This is a genomic window from Sulfitobacter sp. (assembly GCF_036960155.1).
In the GTDB taxonomy this organism is placed as follows: domain Bacteria; phylum Pseudomonadota; class Alphaproteobacteria; order Rhodobacterales; family Rhodobacteraceae; genus Sulfitobacter.
This window is the reverse complement of the sequence record NZ_JBALWB010000002.1, coordinates 499488-515199: the sequence shown is the minus strand read 5'-3', so window position 1 is coordinate 515199 and position 15712 is coordinate 499488. Positions and strand designations below refer to the sequence as shown.

At 52.6% G+C, this 15712-nt stretch carries 16 protein-coding genes; 11 read left to right on the top strand and 5 right to left on the bottom strand.

The window, feature by feature from the left end; translation table 11 throughout:
• Positions 1-236: 236 nt before the first annotated feature.
• The 10 genes from V7775_RS09070 to aat all read left to right on the top strand — a co-directional run bounded on the left by V7775_RS09070 (position 237) and on the right by aat (position 11597).
• Positions 237-1601 (top strand): substrate-binding protein, encoded by a 1365-nt coding sequence (locus V7775_RS09070; RefSeq protein ID WP_335751563.1) that lies wholly within the window; start codon positions 237-239, stop codon positions 1599-1601.
• Between the two features lie 140 nt (positions 1602-1741).
• Positions 1742-2773 carry a branched-chain amino acid ABC transporter permease gene (locus V7775_RS09065; protein ID WP_335751562.1) on the top strand — a complete coding sequence of 344 codons (1032 nt, stop codon included), beginning with the start codon at positions 1742-1744 and terminating at the stop codon, positions 2771-2773.
• Between the two features lie 4 nt (positions 2774-2777).
• A complete protein-coding gene (locus V7775_RS09060) occupies positions 2778-3977 on the top strand; it encodes a branched-chain amino acid ABC transporter permease (protein WP_335751561.1) in 1200 nt (399 codons plus the stop codon).
• Between the two features lie 12 nt (positions 3978-3989).
• Positions 3990-4751 carry an ABC transporter ATP-binding protein gene (locus tag V7775_RS09055; RefSeq protein ID WP_335751560.1) on the top strand — a complete coding sequence of 254 codons (762 nt, stop codon included), beginning with the start codon at positions 3990-3992 and terminating at the stop codon, positions 4749-4751.
• A gap of 36 nt (positions 4752-4787) precedes the next feature.
• Complete coding sequence (locus V7775_RS09050; RefSeq protein WP_335751559.1) at positions 4788-5540, top strand: ABC transporter ATP-binding protein; 753 nt, start codon at positions 4788-4790, stop codon at positions 5538-5540.
• 178 nt (positions 5541-5718) lie between these two features.
• The gene (locus V7775_RS09045; protein ID WP_335751558.1) at positions 5719-6972 is read left to right on the top strand and encodes a calcium-binding protein; all 1254 of its coding nucleotides are present in this window, start codon (positions 5719-5721) and stop codon (positions 6970-6972) included.
• A 307-nt stretch (positions 6973-7279) separates the two neighbouring features.
• A complete protein-coding gene (locus V7775_RS09040) occupies positions 7280-8560 on the top strand; it encodes a calcium-binding protein (RefSeq protein ID WP_335751557.1) in 1281 nt (426 codons plus the stop codon).
• 539 nt (positions 8561-9099) lie between these two features.
• Positions 9100-9591, top strand: coding sequence for an acetyl-CoA carboxylase biotin carboxyl carrier protein (accB, locus tag V7775_RS09035; protein ID WP_335751556.1), 492 nt, complete (start codon positions 9100-9102; stop codon positions 9589-9591).
• A gap of 12 nt (positions 9592-9603) precedes the next feature.
• A complete protein-coding gene (accC, locus tag V7775_RS09030) occupies positions 9604-10956 on the top strand; it encodes an acetyl-CoA carboxylase biotin carboxylase subunit (protein WP_335751555.1) in 1353 nt (450 codons plus the stop codon).
• A gap of 5 nt (positions 10957-10961) precedes the next feature.
• Positions 10962-11597: a leucyl/phenylalanyl-tRNA--protein transferase gene (gene aat, locus V7775_RS09025; RefSeq protein WP_335751554.1), complete on the top strand. Its 636-nt coding sequence runs from the start codon at positions 10962-10964 to the stop codon at positions 11595-11597.
• Here aat and V7775_RS09020 read toward each other — a convergent pair.
• The 5 genes from V7775_RS09020 to V7775_RS09000 all read right to left on the bottom strand — a co-directional run bounded on the left by V7775_RS09020 (position 11561) and on the right by V7775_RS09000 (position 14982).
• On the bottom strand, positions 11561-11917 hold the full coding sequence (locus V7775_RS09020; protein WP_335751553.1) for a DUF2155 domain-containing protein: 357 nt from the start codon (positions 11915-11917) through the stop codon (positions 11561-11563). The two genes, aat and V7775_RS09020, sit on opposite strands and share 37 nt — an antisense overlap.
• Positions 11914-12297, bottom strand: a complete 384-nt coding sequence (locus V7775_RS09015; RefSeq protein ID WP_335751552.1) for an NADH:ubiquinone oxidoreductase subunit NDUFA12 — start codon at positions 12295-12297, stop codon at positions 11914-11916. Before V7775_RS09015 ends, V7775_RS09020 begins: the two co-directional genes overlap by 4 nt.
• Positions 12298-12495: 198 nt before the next feature.
• A complete protein-coding gene (locus tag V7775_RS09010; RefSeq protein ID WP_335751551.1) occupies positions 12496-12846 on the bottom strand; it encodes a RidA family protein in 351 nt (116 codons plus the stop codon).
• An 88-nt stretch (positions 12847-12934) separates the two neighbouring features.
• Positions 12935-14200 (bottom strand): ATP-dependent Clp protease ATP-binding subunit ClpX, encoded by a 1266-nt coding sequence (gene clpX / locus V7775_RS09005; RefSeq protein WP_335751550.1) that lies wholly within the window; start codon positions 14198-14200, stop codon positions 12935-12937.
• 131 nt (positions 14201-14331) lie between these two features.
• Positions 14332-14982 carry an ATP-dependent Clp protease proteolytic subunit gene (locus V7775_RS09000; RefSeq protein WP_335751549.1) on the bottom strand — a complete coding sequence of 217 codons (651 nt, stop codon included), beginning with the start codon at positions 14980-14982 and terminating at the stop codon, positions 14332-14334.
• Positions 14983-15202: 220 nt separating this feature from the next.
• Here V7775_RS09000 and V7775_RS08995 point away from each other — a divergent pair, with 220 nt between their 5' ends.
• Positions 15203-15676 carry a GNAT family N-acetyltransferase gene (locus V7775_RS08995; RefSeq protein ID WP_335751548.1) on the top strand — a complete coding sequence of 158 codons (474 nt, stop codon included), beginning with the start codon at positions 15203-15205 and terminating at the stop codon, positions 15674-15676.
• Positions 15677-15712 lie beyond the last annotated feature (36 nt).

The following is a 15712-nucleotide window of genomic DNA, read 5'->3' as shown; positions in this document are numbered from 1 at the left end:
TGGGCTGTGGTCCTGTATTGTTGTCCCTTATCAGTGGCTTTCTGCGCTGCAACATCACTAAATTTACACCTCGTCCAATATTTTTGTTCATTTATTTACAAATAAACCTCACCAATCAAGGGCCTTATTGCGAGACACCCTAACGACGCCGATACTGAATTTGCACGAAATACGTGCCAGCGCCAACGCCCGAGAGAAGGATGTGGTCGCTGTTTTGACACTTTCGGGAGGAACACATGTCAATTTTCAATCCTACGCGTCGCGGTCTGATCCAAGCAGGCGCAGTCGCTGGTGCAGGTCTTGCACTGCCTACTTACCTTCGCGCAGACGGCCACAGCGGTTTCACCAACGCCCCAACTGGCGACACGGTCACACTGGGTTTCAACGTACCACAGTCCGGCCCTTACGCCGATGAAGGCGCAGACGAGCTGCGCGCATTCGAACTCGCCGTTGAGCACCTGAATGGTGAAGGCGACGGCGGCATGTTGCAGACCTTCAGCTCAAAAGCGCTGGACGGTACTGGCATCATGGGCAAGAAAGTCCAGTTCGTAACAGGCGATACACAGACAAAATCAGACGCCGCACGTGCATCTGCCAAGTCCATGATCGAAAAAGACGGCGCAGTCATGATTTCTGGTGGGTCTTCCTCCGGTGTGGCTGTTGCTGTTCAGGCGCTTTGCCAAGAGGCAGGCGTTATCTTCATGGCGGGTTTGACCCACTCAAACGACACAACGGGTAAAGATAAGAAAGCCAACGGCTTCCGTCACTTCTTTAACTCATACATGTCCGGTGCGGCCCTCGCGCCAATCCTTGTCAACGAATATGGCGCGGATCGTAAAGCATATCACCTGACAGCAGACTACAACTGGGGTTACACCACAGAAGAAGCTGTTCGGTCCTCCACTGAGGCACTGGGTTGGGAAACTGTTAACGCTGTGAAAACACCGCTGACATCCACAGACTTCTCCGCCTACATCGCACCAGTGATCCAGTCTGGCGCAGACGTGCTGGTTCTGAACCACTATGGCGGCAACATGATCAACTCTCTGACAAACGCGGTCCAGTTCGGCCTGCGCGACCAGACAGTTAACGGCAAGAAGTTCGAAATCGTTGTACCACTCTACTCCGAGCTGATGGCTCGTGGTGCTGGCCAGAACATCAAAGGCATCATTGGTTCCCAGAACTGGGATTGGTCGCTGGAAGATAAACTGGGTGCACGCTACGCAGGTACAAACGCCTTCGTTAAGTCGTTCGGCACCAAGTACGGCTTCCCACCATCACAGGCGGCGCACACGTGCTACGTACAGACACTCTTGTACGCAGATGCGGTTACACGCGGCGGCTCATTCAACCCATGCGCCATTGGCGAAGCCCTCGAGGACTTCTCGTTCGACGGTCTGGGCAACGGCCCAACACTGTACCGTGGTTCAGATCACCAGTGCTTCAAAGACGTGCTGGTTGTGAAGGGTAAAGAAGAGCCTGAAAACCAGTACGACCTGGTTGAGATCGTCGAAGTGACACCTGCAGAGCAAGTCACCTACGATGTGGATCACCCACAGATGGCAGGCGGTTCACTGGGTACATGTAACCCAGGCGCATAAGAGCCCCTAAACTTTGCAGGGCGGACCACAGCGCCCGCCCTGCACCTCATAATATCACCACTCAAAATAGCCCGCAAATCCGCAAGACGCCCCCACTGAAATGGCTGGGCGTGTGGCACCTGTGACAGATGGGACGGACCATGGACGCAATTCTCCTTCAAATTCTCAACGGCCTCGACAAGGGGTCAGCCTATGCGCTGATTGCTCTTGGTCTGACGCTGATTTTCGGCACGCTAGGGGTTGTTAACTTTGCCCACGGTGCCTTGTTCATGATCGGTGCATTCTGCGCTGTGACCTTTTCCAAGATACTGACCCTCAGTCATAAAGCGACCGAACCATCGGGCACCGACTTTCTCGGTAACCCAAAGTTCGATGATATCCTGTATGTGAACCAGTTTTTTGGTGAATCGACAGGTGCTTGGATGATTGACTGGGCCGTGCCGCTGGCAATCTTGTTCTCTATCCCCGTAATGATCGCCATCGGCTTCATCATGGAGCGTGGCCTGATCAAGCACTTCTATAGCCGCCCCCATGCGGATCAGATCCTTGTGACCTTTGGCCTTGCCATCGTTCTGGGTGAATTGATCAAGTATTTTTACGGTGCCAACCCTTACCCAACGCCAGCCCCTGCGGCCTTTGCAGGCTCGTTTGATTTTGGCGCGATGCTTGGGTTTGATCCAAATACAATCATCTACCCCTACTGGCGTCTCATCTACTTCTGCTTTGCTGCGGTTGTGATTGGTGCAATCTTTGCCTTCTTGCAATTCACCACATTCGGCATGGTTGTGCGTGCAGGTATGGCAGATCGCGAAACGGTTGGCCTGCTGGGCATCAACATCGACAAACGCTTTACCATTATGTTCGGCATTGCTGCGGCGGTGACGGGAATGGCTGGTGTAATGTATGCCCCTATCAACTCCCCCAACTATAACATGGGCATGGATTTTCTGGTTCTCAGCTTTGTTGTTGTTGTTGTCGGCGGCATGGGTTCATTGCCCGGCGCGGTTCTGGCGGGTTTCCTACTGGGTGTCGTTGAGAGCTTTGCCTCGATGGCTGTGGTTCTGGAAGTCATTCCAGGCATCAACCAAATCATCATCTACCTTGTTGCGATCATCATTTTGCTGACACGTCCCCGTGGCCTACTAGGCCGTGCCGGCGTGATGGAGGACTAACCCAATGCTTGGACTCACAAAACGCGATACAGGTCTGCTGATCATCGTAGCCATCCTGTGCATCTTTGCACCGTTCATCCTCAACCCCTTCCCTGAAGGCTCTGCTATGGCGCAGTTCAACGCGGGCTATCCCGATTTGATGCAACGTCTGGCGATCTTTGGCATCTTCGCCATTGGCTTTAACATCTTGTTTGGCCTCACAGGCTATCTCAGCTTTGGTCACGCCGCATTCTTGGGTGTGGGATCGTATGCTGCCATCTGGATGATGAAGTTGCTCACCATGAATGTGGTGCCAGCGATCATCATCTCGGTCATTGTCGCGGGCTTGTTCTCGCTGCTGGTCGGGTGGATTTCACTGCGCCGCTCAGGGATTTACTTTTCGATCCTGACGCTGGCCTTTGCCCAGATGTCTTATGCGCTGGCCTATTCGGTTCTGACACCAATCACGGGCGGCGAAACGGGCCTTCAGCCCAAAGTTTCTGATCCACGCATCCTTGATAGTGCGCTGGAACTGGGCCAATCACCGCGTGCCAACTTGTTTGGTCTGGATATGAAAGCCAGCGCAGAGTTGGTACTGGGCAACTGGGTCTTTACCTTCAACGCAGGTTATTACATCGCGGCCGCCGTTATGCTGCTTGCCTTTTACCTGTCCATCCGCATCTTCCGCTCCCCGTTTGGCATGATGCTGCGTGCGGTTAAATCCAACCAGCAGCGGATGAACTACACTGGCCTGAACTCCAAGCCCTACACACTGGCGGCATTTGTCATCTCTGGCATGTATGCGGGTCTTGCGGGTGGTTTGCTGGTTGCGATGGACACACAAGTGGGTGCGGAACGCATGTTCTGGACCGCTTCGGGTGAAATTGTTGTGATGACGATACTTGGTGGTGCGGGTACTTTGATTGGTCCCGTACTGGGTGCCGGTCTCATTAAATACATGGAAAACATTGTCTCCAAGATCAACAAAACCGTTCTGGAACAGTGGTTCGCATTCCTACCTGACGGCCTCGAAGACCTGCTGATCACCCTGATCTATCCTTTCGTAGGCAAAGGCTGGCACCTTACCCTTGGACTTATGTTCATGCTGGTTGTGATCTTCCTGCCCGGTGGTTTGGTTGAAGGTGGTCAACGCATTAGCAAACTGTTCCGCCGCAAAAAGACTGATCCAAACACGCCATCCGGCAAAACCACACCTGCTGAATAAGGAGCGCATGACATGGGTATTCTCGAAGTCAAAAACGTAAACAAGCGCTTCGGCGGTCTGCAAGCACTGGGGGATGTGAACCTCAGCATTGCAGAAAACACAGTCCACGCAATTATCGGCCCAAACGGGGCCGGTAAATCTACCCTTCTTAACTGCCTAGTGGGTAAGCTGATTCCTGATACGGGTTCTGTCATGTTTGACGGGCAATCTGTTTTGGGTCGCAAACCATTTGAGATCAACCAAATGGGCATTTCGCGCGTTTTCCAAACGCCTGAGATTTTTGGTGATCTGAACGTGATGGAAAACATGTTGATCCCCTGCTTTGCCAAACGTGACGGCGGGTTCAGCATGCATGCCATCGGCAGCGTCGACAGTGAGACAGACGTTGTCGAAAAGGCAAAGAAGATGCTGAACGACATGAACCTCTATGATAAACGTGAGATGCACGCATCCTCGATGTCACGTGGTGACAAGCGTCGCCTTGAGATCGCCATGTGCCTGTCCCAAGAACCTCGCCTGCTGCTGCTGGACGAACCAACAGCAGGTATGGCGCGTGCAGATACCAACAACACTATCGACCTGCTCAAGCAGATCAAAGAAGAACGCGACATCACAATCGCCATCATCGAGCATGACATGCACGTTGTATTCTCTTTGGCTGAGCGGATCACAGTGTTGGCACAAGGTTCACCGCTGGTTGAGGACACGCCTGACAACATCAAGGGCCATCCAAAAGTTAAAGAAGCCTATCTGGGCGAGACACAGACCGTTTAACGCGGTCCTCCCCTCTCCCATCTAAAGGACATAGTTATGACAACCCAAACACAAAACAATAACGCGAACCGCGCGGCTTCGGCTCCGGCCTTTCTATCGGTCTGGGACATCCACGCGTCCTACGGCGAAAGCTACATCGTTCAAGGCGTCAGCTTTAACGTACACGAGGGCGAGATCCTCGCGCTTTTGGGACGTAACGGCGCGGGCAAAACATCGACACTGCGCACCATCGCGCAAATCGGTGATCCGCAGCTGACACACGGCGAAGTTTGGCTAGACCATCAGCCACTCCACAAGATGAAAAGCTATGAGGCATCTGCCGCTGGCCTTGCACTGGTCCCCGAAGACCGCCGCATCATTGCAGGCCTCACAGTTGAGGAAAACCTCAAGCTTGCTCAGATCGCCCCGCCTGTTGGCTGGTCGCTTGAGCGCGTCTACGAGCTGTTCCCACGTCTGGGTGAGCGCAAGAAGCAAGAAGGCATTACGCTTTCCGGTGGTGAGCAACAGATGCTGGCAATCGCCCGCGCCCTGTGCCGCGACATCAAGGTGTTGCTGTTGGATGAACCATACGAGGGTCTGGCCCCTGTTATTGTCGACGAAATCGAAAAAACACTGCGCATCATTAAGGCGCAAGGCATCACAACCATTCTGGTTGAGCAGAACGCAGTACGCGCCCTGCAACTGGCTGACCGCGCGGTGATCCTTGATACAGGTGGTGTGGTGTTTGATGGCAGCGCCCAAGAGGTTCTAGAGAACGAAGCGCTGCGCGCCGAGTATCTCGCAATTTGATTCGAAATATCCGAATTTATGAGACTGAATTGCCCCGCTTCTGCGGGGCTTTTCATGTGCATACCCTCTAGGATAGTCAATTACCTCCTATTGTTCCTAACTTAGAAACAACAACAGTTTTAACTATGTGAACGGTCAAATGTGGCGTAAATGTGTCAGAGCTTTTCTGGGGATACATATGCCAATTACATTTGACGATGACAGCGATTCATTTGAGGGTGCCAACCTCGCGGGGGAAACCCTTGCGGGGTTCGATTTTTCCGTATTTGGCGGGATTATCACTAACAATGGAACCATTGAGGGTCCTGTATCCGCAATCGCCGATGTCGGCATTGAAATCACCAACACCATCGGAGGTGTCATTACCAAAGCCACCGGTAGCCCTTATGCAGTTGATCTGCTTGGCAATGGCGGGCGTAACTTTTTCAATGACGGTTCAATCGTCGGCGTTGTTCGTTTTGGCAATGGCTGGGATAGCATGCAAAACAGCGGCCTAATCCAAGGCCAAATAGACATGGGCAATGGCAATGATCGTCTGGTGAACCAGATTATCCCCGGCATTGATGGTGGCGAAACTGTTGGTACAATTACTGGCAGGGTCAATATGGGCCAAGGCGACGATACCATTCTCAACTTAGGCACTATGAATGATGTCAATCTAGGCAGTGGGAATGACAGTTATTCTGTAACCGATCTATTCAGCGGTGATCTGTCCACCCCCTCCGGCTCCGCAGGCAATGTCAACGGCGCTTCGGGAAACGATGAGCTGACGGGCGGCACGCATGCCGACAAATTCTACGGCGCCAACGGCGATGACACGCTCACTGGCAATGGCGGCAAGGACCAGCTGTTTGGAAACAACGGCGATGATGTGATCTCTGGCGGTGACGGTAACGACAAAATCAATGGCGGCTCAGGTTCCGATACCATTGACGGCGGCAACAACAATGATCAAATCACTGGCGGTGGCGATGACGATTTTATTCTTGCAGGTCGTGGCAATGACAAAGTGACCGGAGGCCGAGGTGACGACTATATCAGCGGCGGGCAAGGCAATGATCGGCTTGCTGGAAATGACGGCGATGATACAATTGATGGCGGTATTGGTCATGACCTCCTGATCGGCAGATCTGGAGCAGATGTGTTCGTATTTTCGGGAAATTCGGGCTATGATAGGATCGTTGATTTCAGTGGCGATGATCAGATTGAACTGATCTTGGCGTCTGATAACTCTGTCACCTACAGCGACATAATCGCCAACACCGTGTTTGAAAGTGGCAACGCCATCATCAATCTCAGCGGTGCAATTAATGCCGGCGGCCCAGGTGGCATCATCGACCGCGGCTCGGTTTTGACCCTCAACAATGTCGCCCTTGAAGATCTTGATGCATCCGCATTCATTCTTCACAACGATATTTTGATCGCGACTTGATCCTACTGCCACCTGCCCATTTTGTGGCGGGTGGCACGTCTTTCCCTGCAGTTAAATCGCGCAGTGTACAGCTCTTGGCAGCTGCCAAACGAATCACGTTATGGTTGTACCGCCTCCACTCATGCCTGCATTGTGGCGCTCAAGTTGCACGGATGTGGCAGCCATGTGGCGCATTGTACTCCGATCCTCCAACAGTCGTAGATGAAGTTCCTGATTGCACTCCTTTTTCGAAACGAAAAAATTTTTACTTAGTTAAATCAAATGTCTAGGCGTAGATATTGCATCAAATTTTGATGGAGCTAAATCGATGCCAATTATTTTCAACACCGAGACTAATTCATTTGAGGGTGAAAACCTTATTGGGACCTACCTACCCGGTTTCGATTTTTCGGTCTTCGGCGGGCTGATCACCAACAACGGAAACATTGTCGGACCTTTAGCCGCAAACTCCGAACACAATATCGAAATCGCCAACGGCGAAAACGGCACAATCACACGCGTTGCAGGCAACCCGTTTGCGGTAGATCTGCTGGGCAGTGATGCGCGGATATTCACCAACGAAGGCGTCATTACTGGCAATGCCCGCTTTGGCAGCGGAGCTGACAGCTTTCATAACGATGGGGCGCTAAACGGTCGTCTCGCCATGGGCGCGGGCAACGATGTTTTGATCAACCGAATTGTTGCAGGCGGTGGTGCAGACGGTGTTGATACGACAGGCACAATCACAGGCACCGTAGATATGGGTGATGGCGATGACTTGGTCGGAAATACCGGCCTGCTCGGTAATGTCCTTTTAGGGGACGGAAACGACGTCTATTACGGGGTGGGGTTTACTGCGGTCGAAGGTACTTTACACGGCCAATCCGGCGACGTTCGCGGTGGTAGCGGAAATGATACCATCGAAGGCAGCGCTGCTGATGACAAGTTCTATGGCGGCGATGATAATGACCAGATGTTAGGTTTTGCAGGTCGGGATCAACTGTTTGGTGACAATGGCGATGACTTTATCTCGGGCGGCGACGGCAACGACAAAATCTGGGGTGGTGCTGGAAAAGATACGATCCGGGGAGACGCCAACAACGACAAGATTTACGGCGGCAATGGTGACGACTTGATCTATGCTGGCACAGGCAATGACATCATCGAAGGTGGAGATGGCTTTGACCGCCTTGCAGGTGTCGCAGGCAATAACCGCATCTCTGGTGGAGCCGGCCGTGACTGGATCGATTCAGGATCAGGGCGCGACACCATGACAGGGGGCGATGGCGCAGATTCTTTCCAATTCAGGGGCGATAAGGGGCGGGATGTGATCACCGATTTCAGTGCCGAAGACGAAATCCTGTTATTGTTGCCCGTTTATGAACTCTTTGGGTTTGATGATATCCTAGCACATACTGAATTTACGGGTGGGAATGCAGTTATCGATCTTAGCGGCTTGTTGGACGCATTCAGTGTCTACGGCCCCAACCCCGAAAGCGGCTCAGTGTTGACTATAAATAACGTATCTGAGGGTGACCTAACGCAAGCAAGCTTTAGCATGATCGACGATGTGATAACGTTTAAGGACGACATTCTCACATCACTCTGAATGACTACGCCACCGCCCGTCCCATTTGGAACGGGCGGATAGCGTTCCTTTTTACCGCAAAACATGTGTGGTCACAGGATGGCGCATAAGCTGCATCAATTGGCTGGCAGCCTTCTTCATTTAGCGCAATGTTCAAGCCAAGTGGGAACTCGGTACCCGTGAGAAATCCTCACAGAAAGCGCCGACTATGTAGCGCGCACCCGTTTCACCTGTTTGTTACGTAAGGCCTAAAAGAGAAAGCAATACCTATGCTGTGCATGGGCCCCACTTTGGCTAGGCGACGCCTTGCTTAGCATTTCTCCCTCCAAAGAGCGGGCATGAGAAAGGCGAGACTAAGCAATATTGAGATGCTCAAACAGGGCCTTGTGGCACAAATGATTAAATTCCACCTGCCGACCGACAAGTGTGCCACCACTTCGCAGCTTCGTGAACTGCTGACCAATGGTAAAGTCGCATCTTTCCATGCTCCTATCCATACCATATAAGCGCTGTCAAAGGGCTGGATGGTACCGCCCCCTTCGCAACGGTCGAGGAACCTTATGACAAAGAACACACATGACGGCGATGTCGCATTTATCCGCGCTTTGGCTGAACTTCTGAATGAAAATGATCTGACAGAGCTGCAGGTAAAACGCGAATACGCTGAGGACGACAGCCTAAACGTGCGCGTTTCTCGCAAGCCGCCACAGCAGATTATGGCCCAACAGCCTATGCAGGCCGCACCCGCAGCAATGCCCGTTACCGCAACAGCCACCGCGGCACCAGAAGCGGCCGCCGGTACAGACCCCTCATCTGATCCAGGCGCTGTCAGCTCTCCTATGGTTGGCACTGTCTATACCTCACCCGAGCCGGGCGCGCCTGCGTTCATCACAGTTGGTGCACAAATCGCTGAAGGCGATACCCTGTTGATCGTGGAAGCCATGAAAACCATGAACCACATCCCTGCCCCGCGCTCTGGCACAATCAAACGTATTTTGGTCGAAGACGGGGCCGCCGTCGAGTTTGGCGCTCCGCTTGTGATCCTCGAATAAGGAGGTTCACCCATGTTCAAAAAAATCCTTGTTGCCAATCGGGGTGAGATTGCGCTGCGCGTCATCCGCGCCGCGCGCGAAATGGGCATTGCGTCCGTTGCCGTCCACTCGACCGCTGATAGCGATGCGATGCACGTGCGCATGGCTGATGAGAGCGTCTGCATCGGGCCGCCATCCTCACAGCAGTCCTATCTGTCGATCCCCGCGATCATTGCAGCCTGCGAAATCACAGGCGCCGAGGCCATCCACCCCGGCTATGGCTTTCTGTCTGAAAACGCAGGCTTTGTTCAAATCATCGAAGACCATGGCCTGACCTTCATTGGCCCTACAGCCGAACACATCCGCATCATGGGGGATAAGATCTCCGCAAAAGACACGATGAAGGCGCTTGGCGTTCCTTGTGTGCCCGGTTCTGCTGGCGGCGTTCCAACGCTGGAAGATGCACAGCGCATCGGCGAAGAAGTCGGCTATCCTGTGATCATCAAAGCCACTGCAGGCGGCGGCGGTAAGGGCATGAAAGTTGCCCAAACAGCCAAGGACATGGAAAAAGCCTATCAGACAGCGCGTGCTGAGGGTAAATCCAACTTTGGCAACGACGAAGTCTACATCGAGAAATACCTCACCACGCCGCGCCACATCGAAATTCAGGTGTTTGGCGATGGTAAAGGCAAAGCTGTGCATTTGGGCGAACGCGACTGCTCGCTTCAGCGCCGCCACCAGAAGGTTTTTGAAGAGGCCCCCGGCCCGACGATTACTCCAGAAGAACGTGCCCGCATCGGTAAGGTCTGTGCGGATGCCTGCGCCAACATCAACTACATCGGTGCTGGCACAATCGAGTTCCTCTATGAGAATGGTGACTTCTATTTCATCGAGATGAACACCCGTTTGCAGGTGGAACACCCTGTAACTGAAGCGATCTTCGGTGTTGATCTGGTGCGTGAGCAAATCCGCGTGGCGGATGGACTGCCGATGTCATTCTCTCAGGATGATCTGCAAATCAACGGCCACTCCATTGAGGTTCGTATTAACGCAGAAAAACTACCAAACTTTTCGCCCTGCCCCGGCAAAATCACGCAATACCATGCCCCTGGTGGCTTGGGTGTGCGGATGGATAGTGCCCTGTATGACGGGTATTCAATTCCACCCTATTACGACAGCTTGATCGGTAAGTTGATTGTGCATGGCCGCGACCGCCCTGAGGCGCTTGCGCGTCTTAACCGCGCGTTGGGTGAGCTGATCGTCGACGGCGTTGAAACAACTATACCGTTGTTTCATGCGCTACTGCAGGAAGAAGACATCCATTCAGGTGGTTACAACATCCACTGGCTGGAACATTGGCTGGAAACGAACTTTGGGACTGCCTGAAGGCCATGAGCGTGCTCACACCGGAGCTATTGTTACACGGCTATAGTGTCGGCATCTTTCCGATGAGTGAATCTAGGGACGACCCGGAAATTTTCTGGGTCGACCCCCGCAAGCGGGGCATCCTGCCACTGGATGGCTTTCACATTTCGCGCTCGCTGGCGCGTACCATGCGGCGCAGCACGTGGACCATCACCATTGATCAAGACTTTGAAGCTGTTCTAGAGGGCTGTGCAGACCGCGACGACACGTGGATTAACGCTGAAATACATGCGCTTTATTGTGCACTGCATCAACGTTCACAAGCGCATTCCTTGGAGGTTTGGGAGGGTGATACGCTGGTCGGCGGTGTTTATGGCGTTGTCTTGGGCGCTGCATTCTTTGGTGAAAGCATGTTCTCACGACGTACAAACGCATCAAAAGTCGCACTCGCCTGCCTTGTCGATCGCCTAAATCAGGGTGGATTTACCTTGTTTGATACACAGTTCATCACAAGCCATCTCGCATCATTAGGCGGATTTGAGATCAGCCGTGCAAAATATCATGCAAGATTAGCCGACGCCAAAGACACGCGTGCGTCTTTTACTGCGGCAGGGCCAGCAAGCCCTCAGGATGTGATACAGCGCATAACCCAGACGTCATAACGCGAGTGCTCCATCGCATTCAACGCGGGCGATGATGCAATCATCCAACCGGAAAAAACCGTACCGACACGTCCGGTTTCAGAGACTTCCATCGAAACATAGCCGTTCCCAGATGGGTTACCCACCGGATAGCGGCATTCATTCACAACAATCTTCAATCGGCCAATCTCGGCGATCTGCCCATTTGGAACATTCAGATCGATTGTGGTGCCTGATGTTTTATCCAGTGCGCGCAGGATTGCTCCCTGCCCGTTACTGGTTTGCTCCGCCCCTACAGAGGAAGCGCAGAGCGCCATCATCAAAGCAAGTTTGCGTATCACTCGGGGCTCCACGCCTCGTAGTCACCACGGTCCGCAGGCTGTTCGCGGCGGATGGATCCCGCTGGTGCATACGCCAACATGGTGCCTGTCAGGTTTTCCTGATGTGGCTTTTCCCATTCTTTGTGAACCAAAGGTTTGTCTGTTGGCGGCTCATCATATGTGCGGTGCATCCAGCCATGCCAATCCGGATCGATCCGGGTTGCCTCGATCTCGCCATTGAAAATGACCCAGCGTTTGCTGTCATCAGCATTGCGGTAATAGATATTCCCTTGTGGGTCCTCGCCTACTTTTTCACCCTTACGCCATGTGAATAGCTGGGTGTTGAGCGTTTGACCGTTCCACCATGTAAAGGCCTTGAGCAAGCTGTTGATGAGTCCCATGGAAGCGTTCCTTGTTCAGTTGTCCCTGATATGGCGTATTAGCGCGCTCAGGTCCAGTGACCAGAGGCGCAAATTGAGGGGTATCTTGCCTAGTTGCACGGCCTAGATGCACCGTTTGGACGCTGAGCCTGACGGTTTCTGTCCATCCATCGCGCCAACCGCAGCAACATATCAAGCAGATCAAGACCTTGTTAGGTTTTATGCAACCGCGGTGACTTCAATCTCGATCCGAAATTTGGGGTCAATCAAACCGCATTCAATCATTGTGGCTGCGGGTGGGTGATCGCCAAATGTTTCGGCAAGGATAGCGTGGCAGGGTTCAAACTCCATGCGGTCGGGCAGCATATAGGTGACACGCACAACTTTCTCCATGCTGCTACCTGCAGTCGTCAGCGCCTCTTTGATGATACGCAGCGCATCATGGCATTGGGCTACAACATCGTCGCCCTGCCCTACAGTACCAGCCACATGTACAAAGCCACCTGCAACAACAGCGCGGCAATAACCGATTTTCTTTTCAAACTCACCACCAGATGAAATGCGTTTCATGTCGTCTCCTAAATTGAAAAAGGGAAAACCCAAAAAAAAGGGCAGACCCGTAAGGCCTGCCCAATGTATTACTAAACTAGCTCACAGGTTACCCTGCAGTAGCTGGTTCTTTTTCCGTTTCGGCGTGAATCATCAACGGATTAGCATCAGAATTCACCGCTTCTTCGTTCACGACAACTTCGGTTACGGTGTCCATTCCGGGCAGATCAAACATTGTATCCAGCAGAATTTCTTCAAGGATAGAACGAAGGCCACGTGCACCCGTTTTGCGCGTGATCGCACGTTTTGCAATCGCGCTCAGCGCATCCTCGGTAAAGGAAAGCTGCGTATCCTCTAGCTCAAACAAGCGTTGGTATTGCTTCACAAGCGCATTCTTGGGCTGCGTCAGAATCGTAACCAACGCGTCTTCGTCTAGGTCCTCAAGCGTCGCAAGAACAGGCAAACGGCCAACAAATTCCGGAATGAGGCCAAACTTCAGCAAATCTTCTGGCTCAAGCTCGGTAAGGATTTCACCAATACCGCGTGCATCATCATCCCGTACATCCGCACCAAAGCCCATTGCAGAGCCTTTGCCGCGTGCTGCGATGATCTTGTCCAGGCCAGCAAACGCGCCGCCACAGATGAACAAGATGTTCGTCGTGTCCACCTGCAGGAATTCCTGCTGTGGGTGCTTGCGCCCGCCTTGCGGTGGAACAGAAGCAACTGTGCCCTCCATCAGCTTCAGCAATGCCTGCTGAACGCCCTCACCCGAAACGTCGCGGGTGATGGATGGGTTTTCAGATTTACGCGTAATTTTATCTACTTCGTCGATGTAAACGATACCACGCTGCGCGCGTTCAACGTTGTATTCAGATGACTGAAGCAGCTTGAGGATGATGTTTTCAACATCTTCGCCCACGTAACCTGCTTCGGTCAGCGTGGTTGCATCAGCCATCGTAAACGGCACATCAAGAATCCGCGCCAGCGTTTGAGCAAGCAACGTCTTACCACAGCCAGTCGGCCCCATCAGCAAGATGTTAGATTTCGCCAGTTCGATATCACCGCCTTTTTGGGCGTGATTAAGACGTTTGTAGTGATTGTGCACAGCAACAGACAGGACACGTTTGGCCATTGCCTGTCCGATCACATAGTCATCCAGCACGTCACAGATGTCTTTTGGCGTTGGCACGCCATCCGTGGCTTTTAGGCCGGATGCCTTTGTTTCTTCACGGATAATATCCATGCACAACTCGACACACTCGTCACAAATAAACACGGTTGGTCCCGCGATCAGCTTACGCACCTCGTGCTGGCTCTTTCCACAAAAGCTGCAGTAGAGGGTGTTTTTGCTGTCGCCGGTTGTTGAATTGGCCATGTGAGCCCTTTCAGGTCTAAAGCTTGGTAATGTGCCCTAAATTACAGGCGACACCATTTGATTTGGCCTTAAGTCTAAGTCACGCTCCCCGCTCCTGCAATCGAGAAAACGGGGGCGCGTGACGTTGTGACTTACTTACCCTTTTTGCCCTTAGGCGCGTCTTTGTCATCTTGCTTGCCGCGGCTTTCGACGATTTCGTCGATGTGACCCCAGTCTTTTGCCTCTTCAGGCGTCATCCATGTGTCACGATCCATAGATTTTTGGACCGTTTCATATTCCTGCCCTGAGTGTTTGACATACAGCTGGTACATCCGCTCGCGGGTTTTTTCGATGTGACGTGCCGAAATCAAGATATCAGAGGCCATCCCCTGCGATCCACCTGAAGGCTGGTGCACCATGATTTCAGAGTTTGGCAACGCAAACCGCATACCTTTTTCGCCGCCAATCGCAATAACAGACCCCATTGATGCCGCCATACCGCAGATCAATGTGGACACTTTCGGACGGATATATTGCATCGTGTCATAGATCGACAGGCCAGCAGACACTTCACCACCGGGTGAGTTGATGTACATGCTGATTTCTTTTGACGGGTTTTCCGCCTCGAGGTGCAACAGCTGCGCAACAATAAGGTGGCTCATCCCACTATGGATTGGGCCGTTGATGAAAATAATGCGTTCTTTCAGCAGGCGTGAGAAAATATCATATGCGCGTTCACCGCGGCTTGTCTGCTCAACAACCATGGGAACGAGATTCATGTATGTTGCGACTGGATCTTGCATGTGCGTCTGCCTTCAATGGGGGTTGCGCGGGACCATACCCGAACAAGCGTTTACACAAGATTAGTCGCGGCGTTGGGGAGCTTCAAGGGGGCTAGCACAGATCATCCGCTCAGATGAGGTGCGACAGCTCTCAGCTATGCTATCGGATCAAAAACTTTGTGATCATACTTGACGTCACTGAGTGCGTCGGTAAGTTCCGACTGCAACTCAGGGTAGTCATATGTCACTAGAAATTTTTCCCGCTGATACAACTGCCCCAGATGTCCGCCACTTGATTGAAGCACATCTGGAATTTGGCCATACGTCCTATCCAAATGAAAGCTGCCATCACCTGACACTTGAGCAGTACCAAACAGACGATCTTTTGCTTTTTGCCGCGCGTGAGGGCGAGGTTTGCCTTGGGATATTGGGATTGATGAGGCTCGATGCAACCTCAGCTGAAGTAAAGTCCATGCATGTGCACGACCGCGCGCGGGGCCGTGGCATTGGGATGGCTTTGGTGGCTTATATTATCAAACATGCAGAACAAACAGAAATTGAAACGCTGTATTTAGGAACAGGAAGCCGTGACGCGTCTGCTCCTGCCCGCAGATTGTATGAGCGCGCAGGCTTTTCCAGATGCGCGCCATTTGGCACGCATGCTTCAAGCCCAGAAAGCGTATTTATGTCACTGGAAATTCGGATAACTGAGTAACTCCATTTCGCCGCAATTCTTATCGATCTCAGTCTT